Annotated in this window: 12 protein-coding genes; 9 read left to right on the top strand and 3 right to left on the bottom strand. The window is 64.8% G+C overall.

What is annotated here, in order from left to right; all coding sequences use genetic code 11:
• Positions 1-187 precede the first annotated feature (187 nt).
• Complete coding sequence (locus ACE10Z_RS40940; protein ID WP_375785742.1) at positions 188-952, top strand: multiprotein-bridging factor 1 family protein; 765 nt, start codon at positions 188-190, stop codon at positions 950-952.
• A gap of 216 nt (positions 953-1,168) precedes the next feature.
• On the opposite strand, the gene ACE10Z_RS40935 is transcribed toward ACE10Z_RS40940, so the two are convergent.
• Both ACE10Z_RS40935 and ACE10Z_RS40930 read right to left on the bottom strand, forming a co-directional pair.
• Positions 1,169-2,389: an ABC transporter substrate-binding protein gene (locus ACE10Z_RS40935; protein ID WP_375785741.1), complete on the bottom strand. Its 1,221-nt coding sequence runs from the start codon at positions 2,387-2,389 to the stop codon at positions 1,169-1,171.
• A gap of 127 nt (positions 2,390-2,516) precedes the next feature.
• A complete protein-coding gene (locus ACE10Z_RS40930; RefSeq protein ID WP_375785740.1) occupies positions 2,517-4,058 on the bottom strand; it encodes a long-chain fatty acid--CoA ligase in 1,542 nt (513 codons plus the stop codon).
• A gap of 215 nt (positions 4,059-4,273) precedes the next feature.
• Between ACE10Z_RS40930 and ACE10Z_RS40925 the strand changes: the two genes are divergently transcribed.
• The 4 genes from ACE10Z_RS40925 to ACE10Z_RS40910 all read left to right on the top strand — a co-directional run bounded on the left by ACE10Z_RS40925 (position 4,274) and on the right by ACE10Z_RS40910 (position 8,367).
• Positions 4,274-5,410: an acyl-CoA dehydrogenase family protein gene (locus ACE10Z_RS40925; RefSeq protein WP_375785739.1), complete on the top strand. Its 1,137-nt coding sequence runs from the start codon at positions 4,274-4,276 to the stop codon at positions 5,408-5,410.
• Positions 5,411-5,501: 91 nt separating this feature from the next.
• Positions 5,502-6,671: an acyl-CoA dehydrogenase family protein gene (locus tag ACE10Z_RS40920; RefSeq protein ID WP_375785738.1), complete on the top strand. Its 1,170-nt coding sequence runs from the start codon at positions 5,502-5,504 to the stop codon at positions 6,669-6,671.
• A complete protein-coding gene (locus tag ACE10Z_RS40915) occupies positions 6,671-7,327 on the top strand; it encodes a glutathione S-transferase family protein (RefSeq protein ID WP_375785737.1) in 657 nt (218 codons plus the stop codon). Before ACE10Z_RS40920 ends, ACE10Z_RS40915 begins: the two co-directional genes overlap by 1 nt.
• A gap of 218 nt (positions 7,328-7,545) precedes the next feature.
• Positions 7,546-8,367, top strand: a complete 822-nt coding sequence (locus ACE10Z_RS40910; protein ID WP_375785736.1) for a helix-turn-helix domain-containing protein — start codon at positions 7,546-7,548, stop codon at positions 8,365-8,367.
• A 139-nt stretch (positions 8,368-8,506) separates the two neighbouring features.
• On the opposite strand, the gene ACE10Z_RS40905 is transcribed toward ACE10Z_RS40910, so the two are convergent.
• Positions 8,507-9,730: an ABC transporter substrate-binding protein gene (locus tag ACE10Z_RS40905; protein WP_375785735.1), complete on the bottom strand. Its 1,224-nt coding sequence runs from the start codon at positions 9,728-9,730 to the stop codon at positions 8,507-8,509.
• Between the two features lie 214 nt (positions 9,731-9,944).
• Between ACE10Z_RS40905 and ACE10Z_RS40900 the strand changes: the two genes are divergently transcribed.
• The 4 genes from ACE10Z_RS40900 (at position 9,945) to ACE10Z_RS40885 (ending at position 16,266) form a co-directional block, all read left to right on the top strand.
• Positions 9,945-10,811: a 3-keto-5-aminohexanoate cleavage protein gene (locus ACE10Z_RS40900; protein WP_375785734.1), complete on the top strand. Its 867-nt coding sequence runs from the start codon at positions 9,945-9,947 to the stop codon at positions 10,809-10,811.
• Between the two features lie 110 nt (positions 10,812-10,921).
• Positions 10,922-12,523, top strand: coding sequence for an AMP-binding protein (locus ACE10Z_RS40895; RefSeq protein WP_375785733.1), 1,602 nt, complete (start codon positions 10,922-10,924; stop codon positions 12,521-12,523).
• Positions 12,524-12,673: 150 nt separating this feature from the next.
• Positions 12,674-14,290 (top strand): acyl-CoA carboxylase subunit beta, encoded by a 1,617-nt coding sequence (locus tag ACE10Z_RS40890; protein ID WP_375785732.1) that lies wholly within the window; start codon positions 12,674-12,676, stop codon positions 14,288-14,290.
• Positions 14,287-16,266 carry an acetyl/propionyl/methylcrotonyl-CoA carboxylase subunit alpha gene (locus ACE10Z_RS40885; protein WP_375785731.1) on the top strand — a complete coding sequence of 660 codons (1,980 nt, stop codon included), beginning with the start codon at positions 14,287-14,289 and terminating at the stop codon, positions 16,264-16,266. The genes ACE10Z_RS40890 and ACE10Z_RS40885 overlap by 4 nt, the downstream gene beginning before the upstream one ends.
• Positions 16,267-16,343 lie beyond the last annotated feature (77 nt).

Here is a 16,343-nt window from a genome sequence, read left to right as displayed (position 1 = left end):
CGAGCGAGACTTTCGCTGCCTCGCGATCATGGAGAACGGCGGTTTTGGCGCGAGCAGAATGATCGGCAATGATCGGCCGCCGTCCGGCGCGGTCCGCCGCCGGCCGAGGCGGGTTTGTGCGGTTTTGTGATGGATTGTCCGGTCTGCTAGACTGCGCGGAATCAAGAGGAACCGGGCAGGAATCACGATGCCGACGCCGGACAAGCAGCTTTCCGCCGAGCAGAGCCAGCAGGTCGCGGAGACCATTCGCGAGGAAATCGCGCGCCGCCGCATCTCGCGGCAGACGCTGGCCGAGCAGGCCAAGCTCAGCCTCTCGACACTGGAGAAGGTGCTCGGCGGCCGCCGCCCGTTCACGCTGGCGACCACCGTGCGGCTCGAGCAGGCGCTCGGCGTGTCGCTGCGCAAGCTGCCGGAGGCGATCAGTGTGGCCGCACCTGCCAATGGCGGGATCGCGCCCGACAGCCTCGGATCCTATTCACGCCGCTCGGTGGCGCGGATCGAAGGGACCTACATCACGGTGCGCCCGTCGTTCGGCGAGCAGGGCGCGGTCTATGCCTATCGGACGGAGATCACCTGGGACGATGCGGCATCAGCGCTCGGCTTCCGCGAGGGCGAGCGGCAGGATGCAGATTACACCCAGTATGGCGAGGTGGCGGTGCCGAATGAATCCGGCTTCGTCTATCTCGTCACCAACCGGCATGGGCAGCATCGCGTGATCACGGTCTCGCGTCCGCGCAATTCCGGTGAGATGTACGGCATCATCACGACGCTGCTCGCCGGCCGCGGCTCGCTGCTGACGCCGGTCGCCGCGCCGATCGCGTTCCTGCCGGTGAAGAACGTACCCAGGCCGAGCCTCGGCCGGGTGTCGGCTGACGATGCCAACTACGCCCTCTATCGCGAGCATCTGCGCCGCACGATCGACGAGCCGTTTGCGATCTTCCTGCCGGGGTAATCGACCGGCTTACGTCAACTTCACGATGCCAATCCCGTCATCCTGAGGAGCGCGTAGCGCGTCTCGAAGGATGCACGGCCACCAGCAGGGGCCGTCGACCCTTCGAGACGCCGCTGCGCGGCTCCTCAGGGTGACGGTGAGAGTGCTTGCCGAAACAACGAAGCCGCCCGGATGGGCGGCTTCGCGACACAGTTTGCTCGTCGTGCCAGCGTAGCGCTAGCCGCCGGTCTCGGCGCTGATGATGTCGCCGAACAACTCCCATTGCCCGTTCTTGAACTGCATCATCTTGAGCTGCTCGACCGGAGCGAAGTCGGTCGCGCTGGTGTTGATCCGGATGCCGGGGATCAGCGTGTCGGGCGTGAAGTCCTTCAGGCTGGCGGCCTGCTTCATCACGTTCTCACGCGTCAGGTTGTCGCCGGCCTGCTTCAGCACCTGCACCATGGTCTGCGCCGCGGCGTAGCCATAGACCAGATTGGCGTCGGACAGATTGGCGCCCGGCATGTACTTCTCGGCGAAGGCCATGAACTTCTTCATGCCCTCGTCATTCTTCCACTGCGGATCGGATGCATCCTTGAGGTAGCCGGCCGACAGAACGCCTTCGGACGCTTCGAGGCCGGCGGGCTTCATGACGGCGCCGATCGAGATCGAGACGTCGGTCATCACCTGCATCGGCTTCCAGCCGAGCTCTGCGATCTTCTTGATCGCCTGCGCCGCGAACTTCGGCGTCGAGATGTTGACGAACACGTCGGCGCCGGTGTCCTTCAGCTTGACGATGTGGGAATCGATCGACGGCTCGGTTGTCTCGTAGCTTTCCTCGGCGACGATCTTGACGCTCGACTTGTCGAGCACCTCCTTGAGGCCGACCAGGTAGTCCTTGCCGAAATCATCGTTGGCATAGAAGATCGCGACCTTGGCGTCCGGCTTGGCCTTGAGGATGTACTTGCCGAAGATCCGCGCCTCGACGCGATAGCTCGGCTGGAAGCCCATGGTCCACGGGAAATCCTTCGGATCGTTCCACTTGCTGGCGCCGGTGGCGAGGAAGAGCTGCGGCACCTTCTTGGCGTTGTGATACTTCTGCACCGCGGTCTGGGTCGGCGTGCCCAGCGCGTTGAACACCAGGAAAACCTCGTCGCTTTCGATCAGCTTGCGGATCTGTTCCACGGTCTTCGGCGGCGAGTAGCCGTCGTCATAGGAGATCCAGTTGATCTTGCGGCCGTTGATGCCGCCCTGATCGTTGATCATCTTGAAATAGGCTTCTTCGGTCTTGCCGATGACGCCGTAGGCGGAGGCTGGACCGCTATAGGCCTCGACATTGCCGATCTTGATCTCGGTGTCGGAGGCGCCGGTGTCATACTTCTTTTGCGCAAAGGCGGCCTGGGTGGAGAGCAGGCAGAGCGCTGCGGCCGCGGCCAGCAGCGACAGTTTTGTGGTTTTCATAAAGGCAATTTCCTCGATCTATTCTGGTTGGGGACTTACGCAACGAACCCGCAGCCGGTCCCGGCAGACGGTTGCGGGCAACACTTCTCTCGACATGGCCAGGGAGACGCGACGCGCGTCCGCGGGATCATGCGGCAGTATCGGTCGGCTTCGGCTGGCTGAATTGCTGCCGGAGCGTCGGCTTATGAATTTTGCCTGTCGCATTCCGCGGCAGGGCATCGATGAATTCGATCAGGCGCGGGCATTTGAACCGCGCCAGATTGGCCTGGCAATGCGCGTGGATCTCGGCCGGCGTCAGCGTATGGCCCGGCTTCACGGCGATCACGGCCATCCCGACCTCGCCCCATTGCTCGTTCGGGATGCCGATGACGGCGGCCTCGGCGACGGCAGCCAATTGATGAAGCACGCTCTCGACCTCGGCCGGATAGACGTTCTCTCCGCCGGAGATGTACATGTCCTTCCAGCGGTCGACGATGTAGTAGAAGCCTTCCTCGTCGATCCGCGTGGCGTCGCCGGTGTGCAGCCAGCCGTCGGTGAAGGAGGAGGCGTTGGCGTCCGGCCGGTTCCAGTAGCCCGGCGTGATGTTCGGGCCCCTGACCCAGAGTTCGCCGAGCTCGCCGACCGCGGCATCGCTGCCGTCGGGCCGCACGATCCGGACCTCGGTGTGCAGCACCGGCTTGCCGGACGAGCCGGCCTTGCGCGCGGCATCCTCGCGGTCGAGCACCATCACTGCCGGCGAGGTCTCGGTCATGCCGTAGCCCTGCTGCAGGGCCACGCCGCGCGCCTCCCAGGTCTTGAGCAACGGCACCGGCATCGGCGCGCCGCCGACGCCGCCGATCACGAGGCGGCTGAAATCCACTGATGCGAAGGCCGGGTGCTGCGCCATGAACTGGTAGATCGCGGGCACGCCGAAGAACACGTTGATGCCCTGCAAGGGATCGCCGATCAGCTTGAGCGCCTCGCCGGGATCGAACGCGCGCATGATCAGCACCGTGCCGCCGGCATGCAGCACCGGATTGGTGTAGCAATTCAGCCCGCCGGTGTGGAACAGCGGCAGCACCGTCAGCAGCACCGAGGCCGGCGAGATGTAAGCGGGCCCGCCGAGATTGACGCAATTCCAGAACGTCATCCCATGCGTGATGATCGCGCCCTTGGGCTGGCCGGTGGTGCCCGAGGTGTACATGATGGTCGAGATGTCATCGAGCGTGACCTCCTCGAACCGTTCGAGCGGCTTGGCCGCCGCGATGCCGGCCTCATAGGCACCGCCCGGGCCGAGCCGCACCGTGGCGGCGACATCGCACAGTTTTGCGACCGCAAGCGCGGCCTCGGCGAGCTCGTCGTCATGGATCATCACCTTGGGCGCGGCGTCGCCCGTGATGTAGCGCAGCTCGGGAACGGTGAGGCGGGTGTTGAGCGGCAGGAAGACTGCGCCGATCCGGAAGCAGGCGAACTGGATCTCCAGCGTATCCGTCGTGTTCAGCGCCAGCACCGCGACCCGGTCGCCGCTGGCAACCTTCAGCTCGTCGCGCAGCCAGGTGGCGAGCCGCGACACGCGGGCGTCGAGCTCCGCATAGCCAAAGCGACGACCGCTTGCGAGATCGACAAGCGCCATCTTGTCCGGCGTGCGCCGGCGATGATGCGCGATCCAGTCGTAATAACGAACCGGCACATTTCCCTCCTCCGGAACGGCAGTCTTGCGCCGCCTGTTCCTGGCTCAATTGATGCCATGAATTGGCAGTGGAGGGGGCGTATTAGGATACTGTCTTGCGTTTAGTGGCTGGCGGGTGGCGAGATGGAAGGTCGGTCCAGCCGACAGCCACTCGACGCAAGTGGCCCGGGAAAAATCCGGACATCGTCGGGCGTGGGAATCAACGGAGCACGCGGATGGCAAACCCGTTTTACACCGGCGAGCATGAGGCCTTTCGCGAGGTGATGCGGCGCTTTGTGGCCAAGGAAATCGAGCCTTATGCCCATCAATGGGACGAGGAGGGCGAGTTTCCGCGCGCGCTCTATGCCAAGGCGTCCGAAATCGGGCTGCTCGGCCTCGGTTTCCCGGAAGAATATGGCGGGATCGCCGCCGACCAGTTCATGAAGATCGTGGCCTCGCAGGAGCTGGCGCGTGCCGGCGCCGGCGGCGTCTCCGCGAGCCTGATGAGCCACACCATCGGCTCGCCGCCGATCGCCCGCGCCGCGCGGCCCGAGGTCAGGGCGCGGGTGCTGCCGGAGGTGCTTGCGGGCAAGAAGATCTCTGCGCTCGCGATCACCGAACCGAGCGGCGGCTCCGATGTCGCGAACCTGCGCACCAAAGCGCGGCGCGACGGCGACCACTATGTCGTCTCCGGCGAGAAGACCTTCATCACCTCGGGCATGCGCGCCGACTATCTGACGGTCGCGGTGCGCACCGGTGGCGAAGGCCCCGGTGGCGTCAGCCTGCTCTTGATCGAGGGCAATACGCCGGGGCTCTCCCGCACCAAGCTGAAGAAGATGGGCTGGTGGGCGTCGGACACCGCGACGCTTCACTTCGACGAATGCCGGGTGCCGGTCGAGAACCTGATCGGCGAGGAAGGCCAGGGCTTCAAGATCATCATGCAGAACTTCAACAGCGAGCGCATGGGCATGGCGGCGAGCTGCACCGCCTATGCGCGCGTCTGCCTCGACGAGGCGGTCGCCTATGCCAAGGAGCGCAAGACGTTCGGCAAGCCGATCGCCCAGCACCAGGTGATCAGGCACAAGATCGTCGACATGGCGCAGAAGGTCGCGGCCTCGCAGGCGATGCTGGAAATGCTGGCGTGGCGGCTCGGCCAGGGCGAAAGCCCGGTTGCCGAGATCTGCATGATGAAGAACCAGGCGACACAGACCATGGCGCACTGCGCCTCCGAGGCGGTGCAGATCTTCGGCGGCGCCGGCTTCATGCGCGGCATCAAGGTCGAGCGCATCTACCGCGAGGTCAAGGTCAACGCCATCGGCGGCGGCACCGAGGAGATCATGAAAGATCTCGCGAGCCGGCAGATGGGATTGTAGGAGATGCCGCTCACCCTCAGCCGTCATTCCCCGGTGCGCAATTGCGCACCTGAGGGCGACGCGAAGCGCGAGCCCGGAATGACGAAGGAACATGCTCTTCACCGCCGACCACGACGAACCGCGCCGCGCTCTACAGAAGTTCATCGCGGCCGAGATCAATCCCCATGTCGACGAATGGGAGAAGGCCGACATCTTCCCGGCGCATGAGCTGTTCAAGAAGCTCGGCAATCTCGGCTTCCTCGGCCTCAACAAGCCGGTCGAATTCGGCGGCCAGGGGCTGGATTATTCCTACGCGCTGATGATGGCCGAAGAGTTAGGGGCCATCACCTGCGGCGGCGTGCCGATGGCGATCGGGGTGCAGACCGACATGGCAACGCCCGCGCTGGCGCGGTTCGGCTCCGACGAGGTGCGGCGCGAATTCCTGGTGCCGGCGATCGCGGGCGATCAGGTCGCCTGCATCGGCGTCTCCGAGCCCGGTGCCGGCTCCGACGTCGCCTCGATCAAGACCAATGCGCGCTCCGACGGCGACGATTACGTCATCAATGGCGGCAAGATGTGGATCACCAACGGCACCCAGGCCGACTGGATCTGCCTGCTCGCCAACACCAGCGACGGCCAGGTCCATCGCAACAAGTCGCTGATCTGTGTGCCGATGAAGACCAAGGGCGTGCAGGTCGCGCGAAAACTCGACAAGCTCGGCATGCGCTCGTCCGACACCGCGCAGATCTTCTTCGACAACGTCCGGGTGCCGAAGCGCAACCGGATCGGCGAGGAGGGCCAGGGCTTCACCTACCAGATGATTCAGTTCCAGGAGGAGCGGCTGTGGGGCGCGGCGGCCTGCCTGAAGGCGCATGAATTCATCATCAACGAGACCATCGATTACACCCGGAACCGCAAGGCGTTCGGCGGCTCGATTCTCGACAATCAGGTGGTGCACTTCAAGCTGGCGGAAATGCAGACCGAGGTCGAGCTGCTGCGCTCGCTGATCTATCGCGCCGGCGAGGCGCTGGTGGCGGGCGAGGACGTGACGCGGCTTGCGACCATGGCGAAATTGAAGGCCGGCCGGCTCGGCCGCGAGCTGACCGACGCCTGCCTGCAATATTGGGGCGGCATGGGCTTCACCAACGAGACGCCGGTCAGCCGCGCCTATCGCGACAGCCGCCTGACCTCGATCGGTGGCGGCGCCGACGAGGTGATGCTGATGGTATTGTGCAAGATGATGGGCACGCTGCCCGGGATGAAGCAAAAGGGAAACGCCTGATGATCACGCTCTATCACTGCGATGCCGCGCGCTCGTTCCGTCCGCTGTGGATGCTGGAGGAGCTCGGGCTGCCCTATGAGCTGAAGATGCTGCCGTTCCCGCCGCGCGTGTTCGCCAAGGAATATCTCGGCATCAATGCGCTCGGCACCATCCCGTTCATGGTCGATGGCGAGACGAAGATGACGGAATCCTCCGGCATCTGCCATTACCTCGGCACCAAATACGGCCCGACGCCGTTGATCGTAGGTGTCGACGAGCCGGCCTATGGCGCGTTCCTGAACTGGATGTATTTTTCCGATGCGACGCTGACCTTTCCGCAGACGCTGGTGCTTCGCTACAGCCAGCTCGAACCGGAGGAGCGTCGCAACCCCCAGGTCTCGGGCGATTATGCAAAATGGTTCCTGGGCCGGCTGCGCGCGGTGGAGGCCGCTGCCGCGAATTCTGAATTCCTCTGCGCGGAACGCTTCACCGCGGCGGACATCGCCAACGGTTATGCGCTCCGGCTCGCCACCAATATCGGCCTCGCCAAGGATTTCGGGCCGAATGTCGCGGCCTATTGGGCGCGGTTGCAACAGCGCGAAGGTTACAAGCGCGCGGTGGCGTCGGAGCAAAAAGCCGGGCAGGAACAGAACGTTGCGCCGCGCGCGCGGCCGTAACTTCTCCGTCGTTCCGGGGCGATGCCAACGGGTCCGCGCAAAGCGCGGCCCGATGACACAGCATTGAACCCCCAATGCGCAATTGCGCATTGTGGAACCTAACGATTCCGCGTGCGATGCGTCGCGTCGCCCCGGAATGACGACGTATCGCTTTTGCGAATTTGCGTTATGGTAGCTCAGCCGCAGCGGCCTAAAGAGCCGCGCGAGGAGGAACCGCCATGGACGCCATCGTGGACGCGAAGTGCCAGAACTCAGGCCAGCAGTCCGGCCACCGGATGCTGATCACGCCGGAACGGGTGTTCTACGCCGGGCTGCTCGGCCGCCCGCGCGAGCGCTGTCCCGGCGCATTCCATGTCTATGTCGCGATCCGCGAGGGCTTGCATCTGTCGACCAGCGAAGGCCGCGAGTCCCATGGCGAACTCGCGGTGACGATGCCGAACCTGCGCCACACCATCACCAGCGAATATCGATCCGCGATCTGCGTTGCGATCGAGCCGGAAAGCGTGCCTGACGGCACGCTCGAAGCCGTCGCGCGCCGCCTGCAAGGACCCGACTCCCATTTGTTCGCGAACCGGATTCGCAATGCGTATGCGACGCTTGCCGAGATGCAGCATCGCGACGCGATTGCGAATGCGGAGTTCGACACCATGTGCTTCGGCGACGCGCTGCCGCAGCGTGTGCTCGATCCGCGCGTCGTGCGCGCAATCGGCCGCATCGGGCAGTTCTCCGGCGAGCCGGTGACGGCGGCAGGCTGCGCCGCCGAGGCCGGTCTTTCTCCGTCACGCTTCCTGCATCTGTTCAAGGAGGAGACCGGGATTTCGTTCCGCTCCTTCCGTGCTTGGAAGCGCGCGCGGCATCTGCTGCACTTCGCCAACCAGGACATCAATCTCGCGCATCTCGCGCAGGATATCGGCTATCCCGACTCGACTCATTTCAGCCACTCGATCCGCCGCTTCTATGGCCTGAAGCCGCGTGCGATCTTCTCCGGCTCGCGGGATCTTGCGATCTACCGCACCGGGCAAGAGCGCGTGTTGACATAACTATCCGTCGTCCCGGCGAAAGCCGGGATCCATAACCACAGACCTCAATAATTGAAATGGCTATGGCTCCAGCTGACTCAAATAACCGCCATATGTGGTTATGGGTCCCGGGTCGCGCTTCGCTTGCCCGGGACGACGGTTAGAGATTCGCGCCCTGGATCACCTCGCCGAATCGCAGCCAGCCGGGCCCTTCGATCCGTTGCAGCTGAAGCTGCTGCAGCGGGTGGTGATTGGTCGGGCTGGTGTTGACGCGAATGCCGGGCAACAGCGTCGGGACCTCGACATCCCTGAGATTGTTCGCCTGCGCCATGATGTTGTCGCGGCTGAAATTGCCCTTGCACTGCTCGAGCACGATCTTGAGCACCTGTGCGACCGTATAGGCGTAAAGACTGTAGCCCTCCTTCGGATTGCCGTCGGGGAAGTACTTCGCCATGAAGGCGAGGAAATCCTTCACGCCGGGATCGTTGGCCCAGGCCGGGTCGGCGACGTCCTTCACATAGGCCGACGAGATCGTGCCCTGCGACTTGTCGAGGCCGACAGGTGCAATGGTCGAGGAGATCGAGGCGGCGCCGCTCGCGATGAAATGCATCGGCTTCCAGCCGAGCTCGTAGATCTTGCGGATCGACTGCGCGCAGAATTTTGCCGTGGAGCCCGAGATCAGCACGTCGGGATTGGCGCCGCGCAGCGCGACGATCTGGGAATCGATCGTAGGATCGGTGACCTCGTGCGAGGCCACCACGGCCGATGTCGCAAACCGCTCGCCCAGCACATCCCTGGTGCCGGCGACGAAATCCTTGCCGAGATCGTCGTTCTGGTAGAGCACCGCGAACTTCGCGTTCTTGTTCTGGCTCAGCGCATACTTGACGAACACCTGCGCCTCGGTCCGCGCACTTGGCGCAAAGCCCATGGTCCAGGGATAGGTCTTGTAGTCGCCCCATTTGTCGCCGTTCACCGACAGGAACAGATGCGGCACCTTGGCGGCGTTGATATATTTGACGACCGACGAGTTCGGCGCGGTGCCGAGCATGTTGAACAGGAAGGCGACATTGTCGCTCTCGATCAGGCGGCGCACCTGCTCGACGGTCTTCGCCGGATTGAACGCGTCATCGTAATAGATGTATTTGATCTGCCGGCCGGCGATGCCGCCCTGCTCGTTCAACATCTTGAAATAGGCTTCCTGGCAGCGCGCCTGCACGCCGAGCGCCGACACCGGGCCGCTCAGCGATGTGGTGCTGCCGATCCTGATCTCGGTCGTGGTGACGCCGGGCGTATCGTCGGCTAGCGAAGGCCGCAGGCCCGCGACCGCGGCAAGCCCCGCGCCCGCGGCGCCTGTGAGCCATCTGCGCCGGTTAATCGAGACCATGACGTTCTCCCCGTGATGCCGGCTTGTTGCGCCGCTTCTGCTTGAAGCAAAGCCTACGCGCCACGCGGCTGTCGCGTCTTGTGTTAACCGGCTGACGACGAATTCCGTCGTGAGCGCATCCACTTAGCCAGTCAACGCAAGATGGCGCACAGGCAAATTTCTCATCATGGGAAAATCAGCCGCGCAGGTGCGCTGCAACCCGGACGAGAGACCCATGAGCGACAAGGCCGTCATCACCTGCGCGCTGAACGGCGTGCTTACCGACCCGAAGCAGCACAATGTTCCGGTGACGCCGGAAGAGATGGCGCGCGAGGCCAAAGCCGCGTTCAACGCCGGCGCCAGCATCATGCACATCCATCTGCGCCAACAGGAGCCGAACAAGGGCCACCTGCCGTCATGGGAGGTCGGCGTCAGCAAGGAAATCCAGCAGGCGATCCGCGAAGCCTGCCCCGGCGTGATCATCAACCACACTACCGGCACCTCGGGCCCGAATTACCAGGGCGCGCTCGACTGCGTGCGCGAGACCAAGCCCGAGATCGCGGCCTGCAACGCCGGCTCGCTGAACTATCTGAAGGTCAAGGCCGACAACACCTGGGCGTGGCCGCCGATGATGTTCGATAACGCGGTCGAGAAGGTGCAGGACTATCTCGACGTGATGAAGGTCGCCGGCACGATCCCGGAATTCGAGTGCTTCGACGTCGGCATCGTGCGCTGCGTCGGCATGTACCGGCAGACCGGCATGTATTCCGGGCCACTCGAATACAATTTCGTCATGGGCGTCGCCTCGGGCATGCCGGCCGATCCGGAGTTGCTGCCGATCCTCTTGAAGCTGAAGGCGCCGGATGCGCATTGGCAGGTCACCGCGATCGGCCGCGCCGAGATCTGGCCGCTGCACCAGCGCGCCGCCGATCTCGGCGGCCATCTGCGCAGCGGCCTGGAAGACACGTTCTATCTCGGCGACGGCACCAAGGTGACGTCGAACGGGCAACTCGTCGAGGGGCTCGCCGCCTGCGCGCGGCGCGCGGGGCGCGAGATCGCGAGCCCGGCCGAGGCGCGGCAGATCTTTGGGGTCAGGCACTAGGCCGCACCAGCCGTCATTGCGAGCGAAGCGAAGCAATCCATCTTGCCACTCGAAGGGAGAGTGGATTGCTTCGTCGCTTCGCTTCTCGCAATGACGAGGCAGGAGGAAACATGGACAATCTCGCAGCAACCGGCGGCGTCACCGGCCCGGGCCGCATCGGACGGGTCGCGATCGGCGATCTCCTCAAACGCGCCGCCCGGCGGTTTCCGGATCGCGTCGCGCTGACGGATGGCGGCAGGCAGGTCACCTTCACCGAGCTCGAACGCGACGCCAACCGCTTCGCCAATCATCTGGTGCAGCGCGGGCTGAAGCCGGGCGAGAAGATCTCGACGATCTGCAACAACTCCGTCGAGTTCGTCAAAGCGCTGTTCGGCATCCACCGCGCCGGCCTGGTCTGGGTGCCGATCAACACCATGCTCGGACCGTCGGACATGGACTACATCCTCGCTCACGCCGAGGTACGCTTTGCCATCATCGACGACAATCTTCATGCTCAGGCCGACCGGCGCGCCGCGCTGGAGGCCCGTGGCATGGAGATGATCGCGATCGACCTGACCGGCAATGCGGGCAAGACCGGATTGCAGGAGTTCAACGACCTGCTGCAAGGACAGTCCGACATCGAGCCTGACATCGAGATCAACGACCGTGATCTCGCGATGATCATCTATACCTCAGGCACGACCTCCCGGCCGAAGGGCGCGATGCATTGCCATCTCGCGGTGGTCATGGCCGTGATGAGTAACTGCATCGAGATGCAATTGTCGCGCGATGATGGGATCACCGGGCAGTTTCCGTTGTTCCACTGCGCCGGCCACGTGCTGCTGCTCAGCTACCTCTCGGTCGGTGGCCGCATGGCGCTGATGCGCGGCTTCGATCCGGTCGTCTGCATGGAGGCGATCGTGCGCGACAAGCTCACGGTGTTCGTCGGCCTGTCGCTGATGTATCAGGCGATCCTCGATCATCCGCGCCGGCGCGAATATGATCTCACGGGCCTGCGCTGCTGCATCTACACCATGGCGCCGATGGGCAAGCCGCTGCTCGAACGCGCGATGGCGGACATGTGTCCGAACTTCGTGCTGACCAGCGGACAGACCGAGATGTACCCGGCGACGACGATGTCGCGCCCGGAGGTGCAGCTCGATCGCTTCGGCAATTACTGGGGCGAATCGCTGATCGTCAACGAGACGGCGATCATGGACGACAACGGCAATCTGCTGCCGCGCGGCGAGATCGGCGAGCTGGTGCATCGCGGACCCAACGTGATGATGGGCTACTACAAGGACCCCAAGTCGACCGAGGAGGCGCGCAAGTTCGGCTGGCACCATACCGGCGATCTTGCTTTGATCGACGCCAATGGCGAGGTGCTGTTCCTCGATCGCAAGAAGGACATGATCAAGTCGGGCGGCGAGAACGTCGCTTCCGTCAAGATCGAGGAGACGCTGCTGGCGCACCCCGCGGTGCAGAACGCGGCCGTGGTCGGTTTGCCGCATCCGCAATGGGGCGAGGCGGTGTCAGCTTTCGTCAAGCTGAAGCCCGGCGCGGTGGCCGACGAGGCCGAGATCGAAGCGCATTGCCGAAAGCATCTCGGCGGCTTCCAGGTGCCCAAGCTGGTGCGTATCCTCGAGGAGATGCCGATGACCGCGACCGGCAAGTTGCGCAAGGTCGAGCTGCGGCAGCAGTATAGTGAGTACTTTAGCGGAAGGGGCGCATGATGTGCGGCACACTCACTTTCGTCATTCCAGGGCGCGCGCAACGCGAGTCCGGAATCCATAACCATGATCGAGAGTATGGATTCTCTGATGTGCAATTGCACATCATAGCTCAGCCCTTCGGGCTGCCCCGGAGTGACGGAGGTTAGATTCATGGCCATCATCGAGAGCACGATTTCGACCGGCAGCGCCGCGTTCCAGGGCAATCGCGACGGCATGCTGGCGCTGATCGCCCGGATGCGGGGGCTGGAGGAGCGCACGCGCACGGCATCCGCCGCGGCCAAGGACCGCTTCCACAAGCGCGGCCAACTGCTGCCGCGCGAGCGCGTTGGGCTGGTGCTCGACCCCGGCTCGCCGTTCCTCGAACTCTCGACGCTCGCCGGCTACATGTTCGACGTGCCGGACGCGGACAAGAGCGTCCCCGGTGGCGGCCTGGTCGCCGGCATCGGCTTCGTCTCCGGCATCCGCTGCATGGTCAGCGCCAATGATGCCGGCATCGACGCCGGCGCACTGCAACCCTACGGCCTCGACAAGACGCTGCGGGTGCAGGAGCTCGCGCTGGAGAACAAGCTGCCCTATGTGCAGCTGGTCGAAAGCGCCGGCGCCAATCTGCTGCGCTACCGCGTCGAGGACTTCGTTCGCGGCGGCAACATCTTCCGCAATCTGGCGCGGCTGTCGGCGGCGGGGCTTCCTGTCGTCACCGTCACCCACGGCTCCTCGACCGCAGGCGGTGCCTACCAGACCGGCCTTTCCGACTACATCGTGATGGTGCGCGGCCGCACCCGCGCGTTCCTCGCCGGCCCGCCCTTGCTCAAGGCCGCCACCGGCGAGATCGCGACCGAGGAGGAGCTCGGCGGCGCCGAGATGCATACCTCGATCTCGGGGCTCGGCGATTATCTCGCCGAGGACGACCGCGACGCGCTGCGCATCGCGCGCGACATCATGGCCAAGCTGCCGTGGGACCGTCCGGCACCGGAACCAGCTGCATTCAAGCCGCCGCGCTATGACGCCGAGGAATTGCTCGGCATCATGCCGATGGACCACAAGCGCCCCGTTGACATGCGACAGGCGATCGCCCGCTTCATCGACGATTCCGACTTCACCGAATTCGGCGCCAATTACGGCCCGGCGACGGTCTGCGGCCACGCCCGTATCGAAGGGCAGGCGATCGGCATCATCACCAACAACGGGCCGCTCGATGTGCCCGGTGCCAACAAGGCGACGCATTTCATCCAGGCCTGCTGCCAGTCGCGCACGCCCATCCTCTACATGAACAACACCACCGGCTACATGGTCGGCCGGGCCTATGAAGAGGCCGGCATGATCAAGCATGGCTCCAAGATGATCCAGGCCGTGACCTCGGCGACGGTGCCGCAGATCACGCTGTATTGCGGCGCGTCGTTCGGTGCCGGCAATTACGGCATGTGCGGCCGCGGCTTCCATCCGCGCTTCTGCTTCTCCTGGCCGAATGCCAAGACCGCCGTGATGGGCGGCGAGCAGGCTGCCGAGACCATGGCGATCGTCACCGAGGCGGCAGCCGCGCGGCGCGGCAAGCCGATCGAGAAGGAGAAGCTGGAGGCGATGAAGGCGCAGATCACGGGTGTGTTCGATGGCCAGATGGACGTGTTCTCGACCAGCGCCCGCGTGCTCGATGACGGGGTGATCGATCCGCGCGATACGCGGACGGTGCTGTCAGAGGTGCTGGCGATCTGCCGCGAGGCCGAGGCGCGCAGCCCGCAGCGGATGCAGTTCTCGGTGGCGCGGCCATGAGCGGTACCATCGTGAAGCGGACACCGTTCTTCAAGATCCTGATCGCCAATCGCGGCGAGATCGCGCTGCGCATCATGCGCTCGGCGCGGCGGCTCGGCTATGGCGTGGTCGCGGTCTACTCCGACGCCGACCGCGACGCATTGCATGTGCGCGAGGCCGACCAGGCGGTGCGGATCGGCGAGGCGCTGCCGGCGCAATCCTATCTGAAGATCGACGCGATCATCGCTGCAGCAAAGGCAAGCGGCGCCGGCGCGGTGCATCCGGGCTACGGCTTCCTCGCCGAGAACGAGGACTTCGCGCAGGCCTGCCGCGATGCGGGGCTGGTGTTCATCGGTCCGTCGCCGGAAGCGATCCTTGCGATGGGCAACAAGGCCGGCGCCAAGGAGATCATGCGAGAGGCCGGCGTGCCCTGTGTGCCCGGCTATCAGGGCGCCGACCAGAGCGATGCTGTGATGCTGGCGGAAGCCAAGGCAATTGGTTTTCCGGTCATGATCAAGGCGGTCGCCGGCGGTGGCGGCCGCGGCATGCGGCTGGTCGCGGACGCCTCGGCATTTCCGGATGCGCTGCGCAGCGCACGGTCGGAGGCGCAGGGCGCGTTCGGCGACCCAACCGTCATCCTCGAGCGCGCCATCCTCGATCCCCGCCACATCGAGATCCAGGTGTTCGGCGACCGCTATGGCAACGCCGTCCATCTCGGCGAGCGTGATTGCTCGGTGCAGCGACGGCACCAGAAGTTGATCGAGGAGGCGCCGTCGCCTGCGGTGACGCCGGAGCTGCGCGCGCGGATGGGTGCGGTCGCAGTGCAGGCGGTGAAGGCGATCGGCTATGAAGGTGCCGGCACGCTGGAGTTTCTGCTCGATCGCGCCGGCAATTTCTACTTCATGGAGATGAACACGCGCCTTCAGGTCGAGCATCCCGTCACCGAGGCGATCACCGGGCTCGATCTCGTCGAATTGCAGCTACGCGTCGCCCGGTGCGAACCGCTCGGCCTGAGGCAGGAGGACATCGCCTTCTCCGGTCACGCCATCGAGGTGCGGCTGTGCTCGGAGGATGCCGGGCATGACTTCATGCCGCAATCCGGCACGATGGCGCGGTGGCAGATGCCTGAAGGCATTCGCGTCGAGCACGCGCTGCAGTCCGGCTCCGAGATCCCGCCATTCTATGATTCGATGATTGCCAAGGTGATCAGCCATGGCGCAACGCGCGATGAGGCGCGCGGCAAGCTGATCTGTGCGCTGGAGCAGGTCACGGCCTTCGGCGTCACCACCAATCAGGGATTCCTGATCGACTGCCTGCGTCATCCGGTGTTTGCCAAGGGCGAGGCGACCACCGCCTTCATCGGCAACAACCGCGATGTGCTGCTGGCGCCGCGGCCCGATCGCGGCAGCGATCTCGCGCTCGCGGCGCTGCTGCTCTACGTCACCAATCCGCACGCGCCGCCATGGCAGCGCGGCCGGTCGCTGTCGGCGACATTCCCGCTCGGCCTGCGCATCGATCTCGGCCACGGCGCGCAGGAGATCGAGATCGTCCGCGAGCGCGACGGCAGCTACCTCGCGACCCGCAACGGCGATCGCTTCAGCTTCGAGATCGACGAGCTCGGTCAGGACAGCATCCGCTTCCACCATGATGGCCTGATGGAGCAGGCCAAATTCCTGCGCGCCGGCGACCGGCTATACATCCTGCATCGTGGCGTGTCGCTGGTGGCGCGCGATCTCACGCTTGCGCCGCCGCAGAGTGCTGCGGCCGCCGGCGGCGACGGCAAGGTCCGCGCGGCCATGAACGGCCGGGTCGTCGCGGTGCTGGTGAAGGCCGGCGACAAGGTCGCGGCCGGCCAGCCGGTGATGACGCTGGAGGCGATGAAGATGGAGCATGTCCACACAGCGGGTGTTGCGGGCACGGTGTCGTCGATCGATGTTGCCGAGGGCGAGCAGGTGACGACCGGGAAGATCGTGGTGGAGATCGAGGTGGCGGCCTGAAGGAAGTGCCGGCGGCATACTCCTCTGTCGTCCCGGCGAAGGCCGGGACCCATAACCACCGCTGTATGTTGTTGGAA

The sequence above is a fragment of the Bradyrhizobium sp. Pha-3 genome (assembly GCF_042258615.1).
In the GTDB taxonomy this organism is placed as follows: Bacteria; Pseudomonadota; Alphaproteobacteria; order Rhizobiales; family Xanthobacteraceae; genus Bradyrhizobium.
The sequence above is the reverse complement of the archived record's forward strand: the minus strand, read 5'-3'. Positions and strand labels throughout refer to the sequence as shown.

Bases quoted from the DNA above. Each gene is read 5' to 3' on its own strand.
- ACE10Z_RS40905 (WP_375785735.1), bottom strand. From the start codon at position 9,730: ATGGTCTCGATTAACCGGCGCAGATGGCTCACAGGCGCCGCGGGCGCG.
- ACE10Z_RS40895 (WP_375785733.1), top strand. From the start codon at position 10,922: ATGGACAATCTCGCAGCAACCGGCGGCGTCACCGGCCCGGGCCGCATC.
- ACE10Z_RS40890 (WP_375785732.1), top strand. From the start codon at position 12,674: ATGGCCATCATCGAGAGCACGATTTCGACCGGCAGCGCCGCGTTCCAG.
- ACE10Z_RS40910 (WP_375785736.1), top strand. From the start codon at position 7,546: ATGGACGCCATCGTGGACGCGAAGTGCCAGAACTCAGGCCAGCAGTCC.
- ACE10Z_RS40925 (WP_375785739.1), top strand. From the start codon at position 4,274: ATGGCAAACCCGTTTTACACCGGCGAGCATGAGGCCTTTCGCGAGGTG.
- ACE10Z_RS40885 (WP_375785731.1), top strand. From the start codon at position 14,287: ATGAGCGGTACCATCGTGAAGCGGACACCGTTCTTCAAGATCCTGATC.
- ACE10Z_RS40915 (WP_375785737.1), top strand. From the start codon at position 6,671: ATGATCACGCTCTATCACTGCGATGCCGCGCGCTCGTTCCGTCCGCTG.
- ACE10Z_RS40900 (WP_375785734.1), top strand. From the start codon at position 9,945: ATGAGCGACAAGGCCGTCATCACCTGCGCGCTGAACGGCGTGCTTACC.
- ACE10Z_RS40940 (WP_375785742.1), top strand. From the start codon at position 188: ATGCCGACGCCGGACAAGCAGCTTTCCGCCGAGCAGAGCCAGCAGGTC.
- ACE10Z_RS40935 (WP_375785741.1), bottom strand. From the start codon at position 2,389: ATGAAAACCACAAAACTGTCGCTGCTGGCCGCGGCCGCAGCGCTCTGC.
- ACE10Z_RS40920 (WP_375785738.1), top strand. From the start codon at position 5,502: ATGCTCTTCACCGCCGACCACGACGAACCGCGCCGCGCTCTACAGAAG.